The 17,129-nt window shown below is 46.1% G+C and carries 7 protein-coding genes; all 7 read left to right on the top strand.

Annotation, left to right across the window (positions count from 1 at the left end; genetic code table 11):
• The first annotated feature begins 145 nt into the window (after window positions 1-145).
• The 7 genes from AC1DXC_RS10035 (at window position 146) to AC1DXC_RS10005 (ending at window position 16,972) form a co-directional block, all read left to right on the top strand.
• Window positions 146-2,536, top strand: coding sequence for an ABC transporter permease (locus AC1DXC_RS10035; protein WP_477459012.1), 2,391 nt, complete (start codon window positions 146-148; stop codon window positions 2,534-2,536).
• A gap of 160 nt (window positions 2,537-2,696) precedes the next feature.
• Window positions 2,697-3,716 carry a DUF4097 family beta strand repeat-containing protein gene (locus tag AC1DXC_RS10030; RefSeq protein ID WP_477459011.1) on the top strand — a complete coding sequence of 340 codons (1,020 nt, stop codon included), beginning with the start codon at window positions 2,697-2,699 and terminating at the stop codon, window positions 3,714-3,716.
• Between the two features lie 277 nt (window positions 3,717-3,993).
• Window positions 3,994-6,411, top strand: coding sequence for an ABC transporter permease (locus AC1DXC_RS10025; RefSeq protein WP_477459010.1), 2,418 nt, complete (start codon window positions 3,994-3,996; stop codon window positions 6,409-6,411).
• Window positions 6,412-6,588: 177 nt separating this feature from the next.
• A complete protein-coding gene (locus AC1DXC_RS10020; protein ID WP_477459009.1) occupies window positions 6,589-9,012 on the top strand; it encodes an ABC transporter permease in 2,424 nt (807 codons plus the stop codon).
• Between the two features lie 291 nt (window positions 9,013-9,303).
• Window positions 9,304-11,673, top strand: coding sequence for an ABC transporter permease (locus tag AC1DXC_RS10015; protein WP_477459008.1), 2,370 nt, complete (start codon window positions 9,304-9,306; stop codon window positions 11,671-11,673).
• A gap of 99 nt (window positions 11,674-11,772) precedes the next feature.
• Complete coding sequence (locus AC1DXC_RS10010) at window positions 11,773-14,247, top strand: ABC transporter permease (RefSeq protein ID WP_477459007.1); 2,475 nt, start codon at window positions 11,773-11,775, stop codon at window positions 14,245-14,247.
• Between the two features lie 223 nt (window positions 14,248-14,470).
• Entirely contained in the window at window positions 14,471-16,972 is a 2,502-nt protein-coding gene (locus tag AC1DXC_RS10005) for an ABC transporter permease (protein WP_477459006.1), read from the top strand.
• The last annotated feature ends 157 nt before the right edge of the window (window positions 16,973-17,129 follow it).

The following is a 17,129-nucleotide window of genomic DNA, read 5'->3' as shown; positions in this document are numbered from 1 at the left end:
TCCCCACCCACCTGTATCATAACCGAACACTTCATTGTAACACATGCGTACAGAGTATAATTGCAATGATATCATAACGCACTTATAAACAGTGTTTTGTATGTTTGGTATATCTTTTACTATAGCTATACCAAACTACCACATCATGCTTAGGAATTACTTTACCATTGCCTGGAGGAACCTGAAGAAGCACAAAGCTTTTTCGTTCATCAATATTTTTGGCCTTGCTGTTGGCATAGCGGCCTTTTGGCTGATTGCCCTGTACGTAACCGATGAATTGAGTTACGACCGCTACAACACCAAAGCCGACCGCATCTTCCGCGTTACGCAGCATGCTACCTGGAGTGGCGGCAAGTTCGATTTTGCCGTAACATCGGCTCCTTATGCACCCGCTTTAAAATCAGATTTTGCACAGGTAGAGCAAGCCATCAGGATAGATCCGGAAGGCGGCGGTAAGATTACAGTTGGCGAAAAAACCATCAACGAGGGTAGCATGGTGTTCACCGATGCCGCTATCTTCAAGGTATTCAGTTACCAATTTATACAGGGCGATGCCGAAACCGCGTTGAGCAAACCGAAAAGCATCGTACTTACCGAAACTTTGGCCAAAACCCTCTTCGGCGATGCGGAATCGGCCATGAATAACACCGTTAATATCGAAGGTCAACCAGCCTATGTTACAGGTGTTATTGCCGATGTACCCGTTAACTCGCACTTTACTTTCAAGGCCCTGCGCGCCATGCCCGAAGGCTTCACCAGCGCCTGGGATGATTCGAGCGTGTACACCTACCTGCTTTTGAAAGATGCAGATGCAAAAAATAAAATAGAAGCGGCAAGCGGTACTTTCTTCACCAAATACTTAAAGAAGGGCATGGGCGAGATGAAATTCAATCTCGAACTTCAGCCGCTTACTTCCATACACCTGCACTCTAATTTGGGTTACGAACTGGGCAGCAACGGCAATATCGTTTACATCTACGTGTTTACCATTGCTGCATTGCTTATATTAATCATTGCAGTTATCAACTACGTAAACCTGGCTACGGCGCGCTCGTCTATCCGCATCAAAGAGATTGGCGTGCGCAAGGTAATCGGGTCAGACAGGGGGCAGCTCATCACCATGTTCTTTGCCGAATCTATCCTGCTTACCTTTATCGCCACGCTTATTGCCGCGGCCATCATCCAGTTCGCGCTGCCGTATTTCAATCAGCTATCCGGCAAAACCTTGTTGCTGATGCAGTTCGGCACAGCGCAAACGGTTGCCATATTCGCCGGCTTCTCGTTATTCACCGGAATTTTAAGCGGCATTTACCCCGCCATGTTCCTGTCAGGCTTCGGCACCATCAACGCCATGAAGGGTCAGTTGGGCAACCAAATGGCAACCATCTTCTTCCGTAAATCGCTGGTGGTGTTTCAGTTCGTTATAACCATTGTAATGATCGTGGGTTCCTGCATTATTTATCAGCAACTGAGCTACGCCATGAATAAGGACCTGGGCTTTAACAAGGCCCAAACGCTTACCTTCCATATCCACAGTAAACAGGTAAGAGCAAAGGTAGATGCGTTGAGGCAGCAGCTGATGCAGAACCCCAATATCGAGGATGTGGCTACAGCCGGCAACCCTATTGGTAACAACAATCTTAACAGCGGCGGTTTCACTACCGAATCCGACGGGAAATCCGCATCCGAATCTTTCATTGTGCAAAAATTGGTTATCGACGAGGGCTTTATCCCCGCCATGCAAATCAAAATGGATAAAGGTCGTAATTTTTCAAAAGACATCACCAGCGACGTTAACGAAAGCATCATCGTTAACCAAACGCTGGTGAATAGGTTAGGGTGGAAAACACCCATAGGCAAACGCGTAAAATTAGGCGAAGACGATCAGCACAAACCCATCATGCGCACGATAGTAGGGGTGGTGAAAGATTTCAACACTTACTCGCTCCAACATAAAATATTACCCCTGGTAATGGGCCTGCCGCAGGACGCGAACGATAAGGATAACCTTTATGTACGGGTTGGCAAAAACGATATCAAAGCTTCATTAGCTTACATCACCAAAGTTTACGCCGATTTCGATATCGAAGAAAAACCGGAGTTCCACTTTCTGGATCAAAACTTTGCTGCGCAGTACCAAACCGAGCAAAAGCAGGGCAGTATACTGCTAATATTTACGGTGCTGGCCGTCAGCATAGCCTGCCTGGGTTTGTTTGGCCTGGTAACCTTTACCGCCGAGCAGCGCATCAAAGAGATCGGCATACGCAAAGTGTTAGGAGCCAGCGTAAGCAGCATTGTAAGCCTGCTAAGCACCGATTTGATGAAGCTGGTAATAGTAGCTACCATAATAGCCTGCCCCATAGCGTATTTTGCCATGAGCCGCTGGCTGCAGGATTTTGAATACAAAATAACCATAAACTGGTGGGTATTTGCGCTGGCAGGTGGTGGCGCATGCCTGGTAGCACTGGCAACCATCAGCATACAATCAATAAAAGCAGCTATAACCAACCCGATAAAAAGTTTGAAGAGCGAGTAGGGGAAGTGAGAATCAAGAGTTAAGACTCAAGAGACAAGACAGCAAGAAAGCGCCATTGCAGATTCCTAAGTCTTGTTTCTTAACTCTTGATTCTTGACTCTTTTTCAAACCCGTGCAACTAATCAATATCAATAACCATCTATTATACAAACTAAACATCATGAAAAAATATCTCATCCTTTTACTGCTGGCTTCACCGGCTTACCTGGCATCGGCACAGGATTACAAAACGCCTTATCTCACCAAATCGCTGGCGGCCGATAACGTGAAAAACGTGTTCGTTAACACCAGCGGCGGCAGCATTTCTGTAAAAGGTGGCGAAGAGCCCCGTATAGAAGTGTATATCGTAGACAACAATAACCGGAATCTGAGCAAAGACGAAATCAAAAAACGCCTTGATGAAGATTACACGCTCGATATCAGCGTTCACGACGGCGAACTGCATGCCACTGCCAAACAGAAGCACAACATAAGCAACTGGCGCAAAAGCCTGAGCATTGGTTTTAGGGTTTATGTAAACAAAGCCACATCAACCAACCTCAATACCAGCGGCGGTAGCATCAGTATAGCTAACCTAACCGGCAATCAAGAGTTCGAAACCAGTGGCGGCAGCCTTAGCATCAATGGCGTTGCAGGCGTTATAAAAGGCGAAACCAGCGGCGGTAGCATCAGCGTGACCAACTCCAGCAAAGATATCGACCTGCAAACCAGCGGTGGCAGCATCACTGCAAGTAACTGCCAGGGCCACCTTAAACTGGAAACCAGTGGCGGCTCGGTGAAACTCCAGGACCTTAAAGGCTACGTAAAAGCCGAAACGAGCGGCGGCAGCGTAAGCGGCAACAATATAGATGGCGAACTGATTGCAGGCACCAGCGGCGGCAGCGTTAACCTGGTTAACATAGCCGGCAGCGTAAACGCTACAACCAGCGCAGGCAGCATACACGTGCAGATGACCCGTGTTGATAAATATGTAAAAATAGACGGCGACGCGGGTCATGTAGACCTTCAATTACCCGGCAAACAAGGCTTTAACCTGGATGTGCGCGGCGACCGCGTAAGCCTGGCCAGCACGGGTACATTCGAAGGCCAGAAAGATAAAGAGCACGTTGTGGGCAAAGTAAACGGCGGCGGTTCGCCCGTTGAAGTGCGCGGCGACGGCAATGTTACCGTGAGCTACTAAGTAGCTCTTAGATGATAGCTGATGGCTCATGGCGGATAGTTTTGCCATGAACCATTAATAGTTAATGGGGAGTGGTTTAGGACTGCTCTCCATTTTTTGCTTTTAGCCCGTTAACACTACTCGCCACTTACCACTCCCTAACTGTATCATTTCCGAACAATCATTGTTACGCAGGCGAACACTACGCCAATATAATACCTTTATAATAAATTGATAATCAGTTATTTATTTATTTGGTATTCTTTTTAGGATTTAGGCCTTAGAATTTACCAGCCTCATGATAAAAAACTATTTGACCATCGCCTGGAGGAGCCTTACCAAGAACAAGGTTTTCTCTTTCATCAATATATTCGGCCTGGCTGTTGGCCTGGCTTGCTGCATGCTTATCAGCGCCTATATTTACCAGGAAGTTACCTACGATACCTACCCCGCCAAAGCAAAAAGTATCTACCGCGTAGGCCTTCATTTAACCGAGAATGGCGGTGTTACCGATTTTGCGCTGGTAGACGAAGCTGTGGGGCAGGGCATCAAAAACAATGTTGCCGGCGTGCGGGCTTCTACCCGTATCCAAGCCAGGGGCTCGGTCTATGTAAAGTACGAGGAAAAGCTTTTTAAGGAAGAGCATTTCAGCATTGCCGATTCCAATTTCCTGGCGATGTTTTCGCTGCCGCTGATACAAGGCGATGGACACAATGCATTGACAGAACCCAATAGCGTGGTTATCACCAGCCAAACTGCCAAAAAATACTTTGGCAGCGAGCAAGCCATCGGCAAAACGCTCACTATGCAGGGCGAGCGCGATTTAAAGGTGACCGGCGTTATAGATGCCATCCCCGCCAATTCGCATTTCCATTTCGATGCCTTTATCAGTAAGTCTACTTATCCCGCAAAACATGAAACATGGAGCAATATCAGCTCTTACACCTATTTGCAGTTGAATGATGGTGCCGATCCTAAAAAAATAGAAGCACAGTTGCCCGCTTTAACCTTAAAGTACGCCGCGCCCGAAATTCAACATGATATGGGCATAAGCCTTGCCGAAGCGCAAAAATCGGTAAATACGTTCCGTTTCTTTTTGATGCCGCTTACCGATATACACCTGCATTCGGCTACAAAATTCGAGATTGAACCGAATAGGGATATCCAGTACGTGTATATCTTCAGTGCGCTGGCGGCTTTCATTCTGCTGTTGGCCTGCATCAACTTCATGAACCTTTCAACTGCTAATTCGGTAAAGCGCGCCAAAGAAGTGGGCATTCGCAAGGTGATGGGCTCGTTGAAAAGCTCGCTTATATCTCAATTCCTTACCGAGTCGGTAGTTATTACTGCTCTGGCAATGGCTATAGGCCTGATGCTGGTGTACTTCGCCCTGCCGTATTTCAATAACCTGGCGGGCAAGCAATTCCAGATTAATTTGTTCCTCAGTAAAACATCCATTGCGGCAGAAGTATTGCTGGTACTGTTCGTAGGCGTGTTGGCGGGTATCTACCCCGCGTTCTTCCTTTCATCGTTCAAGGTTTTGAGTGTTTTAAAGGGCAATACTTCTGCAGGGCCGGCTAAACGTAATTTCCTTCGTAGCGGTTTAGTGGTGTTCCAGTTCTTCATCTCCACCTCGTTAATCATCGCTACTATGGTGGTGTACCGTCAACTGGGCTATATGCAGAATATTAAGCTCGGTTACGATAAAGAGCAGGTTTTGGTGATAAATGATGCCTATTCGCTTGGCAATAACATAGATGCCTTTAAGCAGCAACTCCTGCGCGACCCGCGGGTTACCCACGCCACCGTAACCGGCAGTGTGCCTGGTAGCAGCAATATGGATGGCACCCAGATATACGCGAAGGAATTTACCGATAAGCAAGAACATAAAGAGATACACACCAACATTTTCCATGTAGAAGATAGTTATCTCACTACCCTTGGTATAAAAATGGCTTTGGGCCGTAACTTCTCGTCAACAGAACCGGCAGATTCATCGGCAGTGGTGGTTAACGAGGCATTGGTACGCGATTTAGGCTGGGCCAATACCGACCCGATAGGCAAAACCATCGTACGATCTGGTCAGCGCGAGTTTAAGGTAGTAGGCGTGGTGAAAGATTTCTACTACAAATCGGCCAAAGAAAAAATCGGACCGCTGATGTTTATTCCCGGGCGCAGCAATATGCTGATGGCGGTAAAAGTGCACTCGGCAGATGTATCCGGCGTTTTAACCGATATTAAGAAACAATGGGACGAGTTCCGTGCAACCGCGCCTTTCAGTTACTCATTTTTAGATGAGCAATACGCCGCGCTATACAGTTCAGAGCAGCGCACGGGCCAGATATTTACCGCTTTTGCTCTTATCGCAGTTTTGATAGCCAGCCTCGGTTTGTTCGGCCTGGCAGCTTTCAGCATACGGCAAAGGGTAAAAGAAATCGGCATCCGCAAGGTGTTAGGCGCCTCATCGGGCACTATAACAGGCATGCTATCGGCAGAGTTTTTAAAGCTTGTTGGTATTGCCGTAGTGCTATCGGTACCGGTAACCTGGTACGCCATGCACAAATGGCTGCAGGATTTTGCTTACCGCATTGATATATCGTGGTGGGTGTTTGCGCTGGCCGGTCTTATAGCCATATTGGTTGCCTTTGTAACCGTAAGTTTTCAGTCGGTAAAGGCGGCGTTGGCCAACCCGGTAAAAAGTTTAAAAAACGAGTAACCTGGGTTGTAAAAATGTAGTCATAAATAAAAGCCATTTATATCAATCGATAGGATAGGGGTAAATGGTTTAGTGGTTGTAATGCTCATAAGATATAGATTCAAGACAACAAGAATCAAGAACAAAGAATCTGTGTAATCGGTGAATCAATTTTAAAATCGGTGAAATCAAAAAAATATGTTTAAAAACTACGTTAAAACGGCTTTCAGGAGCTTGATGAAAAATAAGGGCTTCACGGCCATCAACATACTTGGCCTGGCCTTGGGGCTTTGTGTGTGCATGCTTATTGTTTTTTATGTTATCGACGAATTGGGGTACGATACCTACAATACTAAGGCCCAGCGGATATACCGTGTAAATAACGATATTAAATTCGGCGGTAAAACCAGCCAGTACGCTGTTTCGCCGGCGCCGCTTGCGCAAACCGTAAAGAGCGATTTCCCCGAAGTGGAGCAAACTGTGCGCTTTAGGGGGCGTGGCGGCTTCAAGGTTAGAAAAGACGGACAGAACATCCAGGAAGAGCGCATGATTTACGTGGACTCCACCGTATTTGATGTATTCACCCTGCCCATGATACAAGGCAACCCCAAAACAGCACTCACCGAATCTAAAAGCGTGGTAATAAACGAAACCACAGCGATGAAATATTTCAATAGCACAAACGTAGTGGGCAAAATGCTTACCTTTAATGATAGCATTTTGTACAAAGTTACCGGTGTTATCAAGGATATCCCTAAGCAATCGCATTTCAATTACGATTTCTTGCTAGCGATGAGCGGGCTCGATGAAAGCAAGGAAAACGCTTGGCTCAGCAATAATTTCAATACATATATCGTATTGAAAAAGGGAGCCGATGCGCAGGCGCTTCAAGCTAAATTCCCTCCGTTTGTGGAAAAATACGTTGGCGGGCAACTACAAGCCGCCACCCACATGAGTTTTAGCGACTTTGAAAAGGATGGCAGCTACTTTAAACTTAGTTTGGTTGCGCTACGGGATATCCATCTCCGCTCCAACGCGCAAGTTGAACTGGGCGCTAATGGCAATATCCAGTACGTGTATATTTTTTCGGCAGCGGCTATTTTCATATTGCTCATAGCATGCGTAAACTTTATGAACCTTTCTACCGCCCGCTCATCCAATCGCGCCCGCGAGGTTGGCGTACGTAAGGTGTTGGGTTCGGCGCGTAGTTCGCTTATCGCGCAATTCCTGTCAGAATCAATTTTGGTTACCTTTGCTGCCACCGTTATAGCCCTTGCAGGGGCATGGCTGCTTTTGCCCGTATTCAACCAAATGGCCGATAAGCAACTGGCATTTACAAGCGCCACGTTTGTTTGGCTGTTACCCGCATTACTTGTTATCGTAGTTGTGATTGGCTGCCTGGCGGGCTCTTACCCGGCTTTCTTTTTATCGGCATTCCAACCGATAGACGTGTTAAAAGGTAAATTATCTTCCGGCTTTAAGGGCGGCATGCTGCGCAGCTTTTTGGTGGTGTTCCAGTTTGCCATTTCTATTTTGCTCATTATAGGCACGCTGGTAATTTACCACCAGCTTAAGTTTATCCAAAGTAAAGACCTTGGCTACGATCGCGAGCAAGTGCTCATCGTAAACAATACAGAAGTTTTAGATAAGCAGGCCAAAGTATTCAAACAGGAGATACAACGCCTGCCGGGTGTAAAAAACGCAACCTTAACGGGCTATATACCAACCGGCGGCTGGCGTAACAACACATCGATGTTCCAGAGCCCCACATTAGATACTAAGCATGCGGTATCTACCGGTGTATGGGATGTTGATGAAGATTATATAAGCACCATGGGCATGAAGATAAAATATGGCCGCGATTTTTCTGCAGAGATGAAGACCGATTCATCGGCAGTGATACTCAATGAAGCAGCCGTTAAGATACTAGGCTACAAAGATGCCCTGAATAACGAGCTTTATATGCCGGTGGATAACATGGCGAAGAAACTGAAAAAACTGCATGTAATAGGCGTGGTAAAAGATTTCAACTTCAGTTCGTTGCGCGAGAATATATCGCCGCTTGCGTTTTTATACGGTCAAAACTCGGGTGCTTTAAGCGTGCGTTTAAACCCCTCCAATGCTACCGCTGTATTGGCACAAATAAAAGCAAAGTGGCAGTCTATATCGCCAAATCAGCAATTTGGGTACTCTTTTATGGATGAAGATTTCGAAAACAGCTACCGTACCGAGCAACGCATCGGTAGCATATTCATCGCCTTTACCTCCATGGCTATCATCATCGCCTGCCTGGGCCTGTTTGGCCTGGCAGCGTATGCCGCCGAGCAGCGTACCAAAGAGATAGGCATCCGCAAGGTGCTGGGCGCCAGCGTAGGCATTATAGTGGGTATGTTATCAAAAGATTTTATAAAATTGGTATTGATTGCTATTCTCATCGCTACGCCACTTGCCTGGTACTTTATGCAACTATGGCTTAATGGCTTTGCTTACCAGGATGGGATAAAATGGTGGATCTTTGCAGCAGCGGCAGGTGGTGCCATTGCCATAGCATTTATAACCATCAGTTTCCAATCGATAAAAGCCGCACTGGCTAATCCGGTTACGAGCTTGAAGAATGAATAATTAGAGATTGGAGGTTAAAGATTAGAGGTTAGTTCTTGGTTGAACTAACCTTTTGTGTTTTAATGAGATCTTAAAACCTACCCTTTAATCTCCGTCCTCCGATCTCTAATCAGCAACTGTATCATAACCGTACAATAGCTGTTACGCATACGTACAGTGCATGGTTTGATTGTATTGTATAAATATCTGATAATAAGATATTTAATAGTTTGGTATTGGTTTTAAAGTAAAATCTGGGATTTAAGGCTTAAATTTTAGAATTTAGGCTTTAGATTTTAGAATTTATACCTTATGATTAACAATTACCTAAAAATTGCTTTTCGCAATCTGTTTAAAAATAAGCTCTATAGCCTTATCAATATAGGCGGTTTGGGCATAGGTATGGCCGTAAGCTTTATGCTGCTGCTATATGTTTACAATGAATTTACCTTCGATAAATTTTACCCGAACAACGACCGCATCTACTCGGTTTTGCGCAACCAGCCCGCAGATGGCGAAATACAAACCAGCGGCTCGATATCCTCGCCTGTTGCGGGAGCGATGCTGGCCGATTTACCCGAAATAGAGCAAGCAGCCCGCACCAACTGGCACGACGATCACCTGTTTAAGTACGGGGAAAAATCGATCAACATACCAATGCTATCTGCAGATCCATCTATCCTGGATATTTTCAGCTATGAATTTGTGCGTGGGAATAAAAACACCGCATTTAAAGAACTTTCGTCCATCGTGTTGACCGAAAAAGGCGCAAAAATCATTTTCGGAAACGACGACCCGATGGGTAAGACGGTGAAAATAGATAATTCTCGCACGGTAACTGTTACCGGCATTATCAAGGATCTTCCGCCCAATTCTTCACGAAAATTCCAGGCGCTCGGTTCCTGGGCGATGCTGGAGGCTGATTTGCCCTGGATGAAAACCGGCACCAACTGGGGCAATTTTTCGTTGCGCACCTATGTGCTGGTAAAAAAAGGCGCTAACATGCAGCGACTTAACGCAAAGTTGGCCGGCCTTATACGCAAACACAACCCCGAGGACAAAGAGAACAAGCTGATCCTGTCCAGGTTTTCTGACGGGCACCTGTACGGGGAGTTCAAGAACGGCGTAAGCGTTGGCGGACAGATTGCCTACGTAAGGCTGTTCCTGGTGTTGGCTATAGGCATACTGCTCATCGCCTGCATCAATTTCATGAACCTGTCTACTGCCCGATCAGAGAACCGCGCCCGCGAGGTTGGTGTGCGCAAGGTAGTAGGGGCAAGCCGCTTCTCGCTAGTTTGGCAGTTCATGGGCGAATCGCTGTTGATGTCCTTCATCTCTTTTGTGGCGGCGCTGCTGATTATGCATGTATCGATCGATTTCTTCAATGGGATGACGCATAAAAACCTGTCTATCCCTTACAACCTCAACTACTTCTGGATTGCGGGGTTCGGTGTAACGCTCATAACCGGCATTATTGCGGGCAGTTATCCGGCTTTGTTCTTGTCGTCGTTCAGGCCTGTTAAGGTGCTCAAGGGTATCAATAATGCCGGCAAGGCTACGCTTAGGCCGCGGCAGGTACTGGTTACCTTGCAGTTTGTATTTGCCACGGGACTAATCTTATCTACCATACTTATCTACAAACAGCTCAACTATATCAAAAACCTACCTACAGGTTATAACAAGGATGGCCTTGTAGAGCTTTCGCTGGTGGGCAAGATATACGACCAGTTCGAGAGCTTCCGCAACGATGCTATTGCATCGGGCGCGGTTACCGAGGCATCCAGCACATCGAACACTATTACTCATGATGGCGGCTCATCCTGGGGCATCACATGGCCGGGGCAACTGCCGGGCGAGGAGAAACTTCCCATCAGCCAGATGGTTACTACGTATCATTTTACCAAAACATTCGATTTAAAGGTATTGCAGGGACGCGATTTCGATATCGGCCGCCCTTCAGATACTACAGCCATCATGCTGAACGAATCGGCAGTGAAACTGATGCGCCTTAAAGACCCCGTAAGCACTATCGTCTTTTGGCAAGGAGCCAATCGCACAGTAGTAGGCGTGGTGAAAGATTTTATTTGGGGGAGGGCGTCCGAACCCATAAAACCGGTCATTATCGGCTTTATGAAGGGTTGGGCTGGCACAGCTAGCCTAAGGCTCAATAAAAACATGTCGGTATCCAGCGCGTTAGCCAAATTGGAAACCGTTTACAAAAAGTACAACGCCGAATACCCCTTCGATTACAAATTCGTTGATGAGCTGTACGACGAGAAATTCAGCAACGAGCAGTTGCTGGGCAAGCTCACCAACTCGTTTACCGTGCTGGCTATCGTAATATCCTGCCTTGGCCTATTCGGGTTGGCATCTTTCTCTGCCGAGCAGCGCCGCAAAGAAATCGGCATCCGCAAGGTGCTGGGCGCATCGGTACGCGACCTGTGGTTTAATTTGTCAAAAGAATTCATCGTGTTGGTTACGATCGGCTTTGTGGCTGGCGCGGCCTTCAGCATGTATTTTATGGGGCAATGGCTGCAAAGCTATACCTACCGCACAGATATGAGCATATGGGTTTTTGCGGCAACCATCTTCATCAGCCTTGCGGTGACATTAATAACCGTAAGCTGGCAAGCCATAAAGGCAGCGGTAACCAATCCGGTGAGGAATTTAAGGAGCGAATAACAGGTCATTGAGTCATTGAAATAGCATGATTTAACTGGCTTAACAAATACTAAAATGACCCAATGACGCGAAGCAAAATGACACAATGACTTAAATATTATGATAAAAAATTATTTCAAAATCGCCCTCCGCGGCTTCCGCAGACACAAGCTGTTTACCTTCATCAATATTGTCGGGCTATCTATCGGTATCAGCGCTGCGCTGGTGATATACCTCATTGTACATTTTGATTTTACGTTCGATAAATTCCACAAGGATAGCGATCGGATATATCGCGTTACCACCGATTATTCCTTTGCCGGAGAGGTTGGGCATAATGGCGGGGTAACCATGGCCCTTGCACCTGCGCTCGACGCTGAAGCCACCGGTATTGAACAGGTGGCTCCGTTTTATATTTATTGGGAGGTGAACGTACAGGTGCCGAACGGCTCCAACGCCGACGGTAAATTCAAGAAACAAGGCGGTGTTATTTTTGCCGATGACCACTATTTCGACCTATTCGATCATACATGGGTTGCGGGTAATAAAAAGAATGCCCTTAAAGAGCCTAATACGCTGGTGCTTACAACAAAGCAAGCTAAAATATATTTCCCCAACCTTGCTTACGCCGATATGCTGGGCAAGCAGGTTATCTACGACGATTCGCTGAAAACAACTGTAACCGGTATCATAGAACCGTTTACGCAGAACACCGATTTTAAAGCACACGATTATATTTCCTTTATCACCGGCACCACCGACCACTTCATAAAAGGCAATTTCGAAACGGCAGAATGGGGGAACACTAATTCGGCATCGCAGCTGTTCATCAAACTTTTGCCAACAGCATCGCCCGAAAAAATAGAAAAACAGCTGAATGCCATGCTGGCCAAGCATAACCCGCCCAAGCCAGAAGATAAAGGCAACACGCAAGGCCTGCACCTGCAACCCATCAGCGATATCCACTTCGATCAGTTGTATGGAGGTTTAGACGGCGTGCGCACCGCCAGCAAAACAACTTTATATGGCCTGCTGGTTATTGCCGCCTTCCTGCTGATATTAGGCTGCATCAACTTTATCAATCTTACTACGGCGCAGGCCTCGCAACGCGCCAAAGAGATAGGCATACGCAAAACCATGGGCAGCAGGCGCGGCCAGCTGATTATGCAGTTTTTAAGCGAAACGTTTTTGATAACGCTGTTCGCCGTCATCATCTCTGTTGCAATAGCACCGGTTATACTGAAACTCTTTGCCGATTTTATTCCCGAAGGGATTACCATAAACATACTGGCCCAACCAAATTTGGTGGTATTTTTAATATTGCTGACCTTATTGGTGAGCGGCCTATCGGGTTTTTACCCTGCAATGGTATTATCGGGCTATAAACCGGTTACGGTGCTTAAAAACCAATCGGCAACCAATAGCAGTAAATCGCGCAATGCCTGGCTGCGCAAATCATTAACGGTTACGCAGTTTGTTATAGCCCAGTTCTTTATTATGGCTACGCTGTTGGTAAGTAAGCAGATATACTACGCTTTGCATAAAGACCTAGGCTTTAAAAAGGACGCTATTGTAAACATCAGCACTCCATTCAAACAAATAAATACCGATAAGCAGCAGGTGTTTATGAATAAGATCCGCGCAGTTTCGCAGATAGAATTGATGAGCATAGGAGGGGCACCTCCATCATCGGGCAATACAAACTCCACTACCGTTACTTATAAGGATGGAAAAAAGGAGATAAAAACCGACCTGCAACAGAAGTTTGCCGATGAGAACTACCTGAATGTTTATCGGATAAAATTGCTGGCGGGTCGTAACCTGCGCCCTGCGGACACAACGGGTGCCGGGAATATTGTCATTAATGATACTTATGCTAAAGTGTTAGGGTTCCGTAACCCTAATGATGCTATTGGCAAACAACTCAATTATAACGATAAGCAGAAAACAATTGTGGGCGTAACCGCAGATTTTTACCAGAAATCGCTTCATTCACCTATAAAACCACTTGCTATCCTGCAGCCCGGGAACAGAAAGTGGAACAACCGCACTTTCCATATTGCGCTTAAACCACAAACTGCGGGCGGTACCGAATGGAAAACCGCAATAGCGAGTTTCGAGAAAATATGGAAGGAAGTTTACCCGGAAGACGATTTTGAGTACTCCTTTTATGATGAGGATATTGCCAAGTTTTATACCGCCGAGCAGCACACCTCCCAATTGCTCAGCTGGGCAACCGGGCTATCCATTTTCATCAGTTGCCTGGGCTTGCTGGGGCTTGCCATTTATACCACCAGCCAGCGCACCAAAGAGATTGGCGTACGTAAAGTACTAGGCGCATCGGTAGCGCAAATAGTTACGCTGCTGTCTACCGAGCTGATATGGCTCATTGTACTGGCATTTGTGCTGGTAACGCCGTTAGCCTGGTACGCCATGCAAAAATGGATGGAAGATTTTGCCGACCGTACCGCCATTAGTTGGTGGATATTTGCCCTTAGCGGCGGTGGCATGCTGGCAGCAGCATTGATAACCCTGAGCTTCCAAACCGTAAAAGCCGCTATTGCAAATCCGGTTAGGAGTTTGAGGAGCGAATAGGCCCCACCCAACCCTCCCCGGAAGGGAGGGCTACAGGTCATTAAAAAAGTCTCCCCTTCCGGGGGAGATTTAGAGGGGGCTAATTGCTATAACCTAATGAATTAAAAATAAATCGGTGTAATCTAAGTTAATCGGTGGAATCGGTGCCAATAAATAAATCGCTGTGATCTGAGCCAATCGGTGGAATCGCCCCCAAAAACGTTAAAAACAAAAAACATAAACTATGCTTAGTGCCAACCTAAAATTAGCTTTCAGAAATCTTTTCAGAAACCGCTTGTACACCACTATAAATTTGATAGGCCTTGGCGTTGCAAGCGCATTTTGTATCTTGATTTTTCTGTATGTAAAAAACGAACGCTCATTTGATAATTTTCACAACGACGAAAATCGATTATTTAGGGTAGAGGTATCGGACAATGATACGGCAGGTTTGGGCGGTAACAAGAATTTCTTTTCGTTTTTAATGCGCGATGCTGAGCAAATAAAACAGCTGGCAACTCCTCCCATATTGGCCGTAGATCTTAAAAAGAACTTCCCGGAAATTGAGCACGCGGTGCGCCTTTACGGCATAGGCGACCAGGTGGTACACATAGGCAACCAAAACTTTAAAGAAAAAAGCGACAATCTCACTTATGCAGATGCCGACTTTTTCGAGGTGTTTAACTTCCCCTTGCTGCATGGCAACCCTCAAAGTGTTTTGCAGGGGCATAATAAAGTGGTGATCAGCCAAAAACTGGCCGAAAAATATTTTGGTAAGGATGATGCAGTTGGCCAGGTATTCGCCTTGCCTAATATGGATAGTACTTTATATACAGTTGCCGGTGTGGCCAAAAACTTCCCGGCAAATTCCAGTTTCCAGTTTGACATGGTTATCCCGCTGGAATCTGAACCAGAATACAAACAACGGCTTACCGAAGGGTTAAACTCATCAAGCATGCAGCTTGTTGTTAAATTGAAAGAGAATGTTGATGCTGACAAGTTCAAATCAAAATTAATAGCGTTTTCGAAGCAATATTATAGTGCCTTCAATAAAACTATACAAGCGCTTGATCCTAAAAGTCCGCTCGTGACTACAAGCTTACTTTTGAGGCCTTTTAACCAGGCACACTACAATCAGAGCCCCGGATGGGGGCACTATACAAATCTGAAGAACGTGTACCAACTAAGTACGCTTGCTGTGATCATATTACTGATAGCGTGCTTAAATTATGTGTTATTAACGCTCACCAGCGCCCTTTCGCGCTCGCAGGATATCGGCATACGCAAAACAATTGGAGCCAACCGGAAGCAAATCATCCTAAAATACTACATCGAAACGCAACTGCTTGCTTTTGTCGCAGCGATGGTCGGCTTGTTAATAGCAGTTACGGCGCTACCCTTCTTTGGGCGGCTTACCGGCACCGACTTGTCGATAACTTACTTCTCTTTTGGCGATATCGCAATTATGCTATTCGTTTTCGCTATCGTTTTGGGCTTGTTGGCGGGTATCTACCCGGCTTTGGCTATGTCCGGCTTAAAACCATTAAATATTATGCGAGGGTTTTCTGCCTATCGCATTAACCCGGTACTGTCAAAAAGCCTGGTCATACTACAATTTACCATTTGCATCATATTGGTTATCTCTGCCCTTGCAGTTAATAAGCAAATGCGGTTTATAAACGAAACCAGTATGGGCTTTGATAAAGACCAGGTGCTGCTTTTACGAAGCCCTTACGGCTGGAACGATAAACAAAAGGCTGATGCCTTAAAAGGGCGAATTTACCACTTTGCCGAAACCGAACCCGAAATTGAGGCGGCTACAGGCACATCATTCGCTTTTGGGGCACACAACAGGAGTAACTTTTTTATTAATGGCGCAAAAACGATGGTGCAGCAACTCAATGCGGATTATAGTTATCTTGATTTTAACAAGATTCCGATTGTTGCCGGTAGGAATTTCTCCAGGGATATCACCACAGACAGTAGTAAATATATTGTTCCTGATCCGCAAAAAACACATCAGGGTTCCTCGGCACGTCACACTATTATCGTGAACGAAACGCTGTATAGAATGCTCGGCAAGCCCCCTTTAAACCAAATTAACGAGACGATGGGCGGCATAATAATAGGGGTTAGCAAAGATTACCACACTGACGACCTCACCAAAAAAATCGAGCCCGCATATCATACGGTTAATGCCGGCCCTATCTATTTGTATTGGCTTAAGATAAAGGCCGGGCAAAGCATCCCTAAAACGATGGACAAGATAAAGGCAACATGGGATGAGGCTACCGGCAACCTGCCGTTTACTTATACATTTTTAGATGACGACGTGGCAAAAAGCTACGAAGCCTACCTTAACTGGATGTTCACCATTACAGCTTCTTGTGTAATTGCAATCATCATTGCCTGCCTGGGGCTGTTCGGGCTATCGGGCTTAAGTACGATCAACCGCACAAAGGAGATCGGGATCCGTAAGGTTTTGGGCGCATCGGTGGCCAACCTGTTTTTGTTGCTTAACATGGGTACCTTTATACTGGCGCTGTGCTCGTTTGCCGTTGCCGCGCCCGTTGCTTATTACCTGGTGCACCAATGGCTTGATAATTTTGCCTACCGGATAAAACCCGATTGGGCGCTGTTTGCATCTGCAGCCATTATAGCAATACTCACAGCCGTTATCGCAGTAAGCTACCATACCGTAAAGGCTGCAATTGCTAATCCGGTGAAGAGTTTGAGGAACGAGTAGGGTTAAATCATTGAGTCATTAGGTCATTGAGTCATTGGCTGTTGTTATTGGGATAATGAGCCAATGACGCGAAGCAAATGACTCAATGACAATTAAGTTAACTAATGTTAAATGCTTAGGTTTTTGTGCGTATTGTGCTGATATTGTACGGTATTAG

The sequence above is a fragment of the Mucilaginibacter sp. P2_D11 genome (assembly GCF_056404435.1).
This window is presented reverse-complemented; position numbering and strand designations above follow the sequence as displayed.

Excerpts from the sequence above, each read along its gene's own strand:
- AC1DXC_RS10035 (WP_477459012.1), top strand. The coding sequence starts at position 146 with ATGCTTAGGAATTACTTTACCATTGCCTGGAGGAACCTGAAGAAGCAC.
- AC1DXC_RS10030 (WP_477459011.1), top strand. The coding sequence starts at position 2,697 with ATGAAAAAATATCTCATCCTTTTACTGCTGGCTTCACCGGCTTACCTG.
- AC1DXC_RS10025 (WP_477459010.1), top strand. The coding sequence starts at position 3,994 with ATGATAAAAAACTATTTGACCATCGCCTGGAGGAGCCTTACCAAGAAC.
- AC1DXC_RS10020 (WP_477459009.1), top strand. The coding sequence starts at position 6,589 with ATGTTTAAAAACTACGTTAAAACGGCTTTCAGGAGCTTGATGAAAAAT.
- AC1DXC_RS10015 (WP_477459008.1), top strand. The coding sequence starts at position 9,304 with ATGATTAACAATTACCTAAAAATTGCTTTTCGCAATCTGTTTAAAAAT.
- AC1DXC_RS10010 (WP_477459007.1), top strand. The coding sequence starts at position 11,773 with ATGATAAAAAATTATTTCAAAATCGCCCTCCGCGGCTTCCGCAGACAC.
- AC1DXC_RS10005 (WP_477459006.1), top strand. The coding sequence starts at position 14,471 with ATGCTTAGTGCCAACCTAAAATTAGCTTTCAGAAATCTTTTCAGAAAC.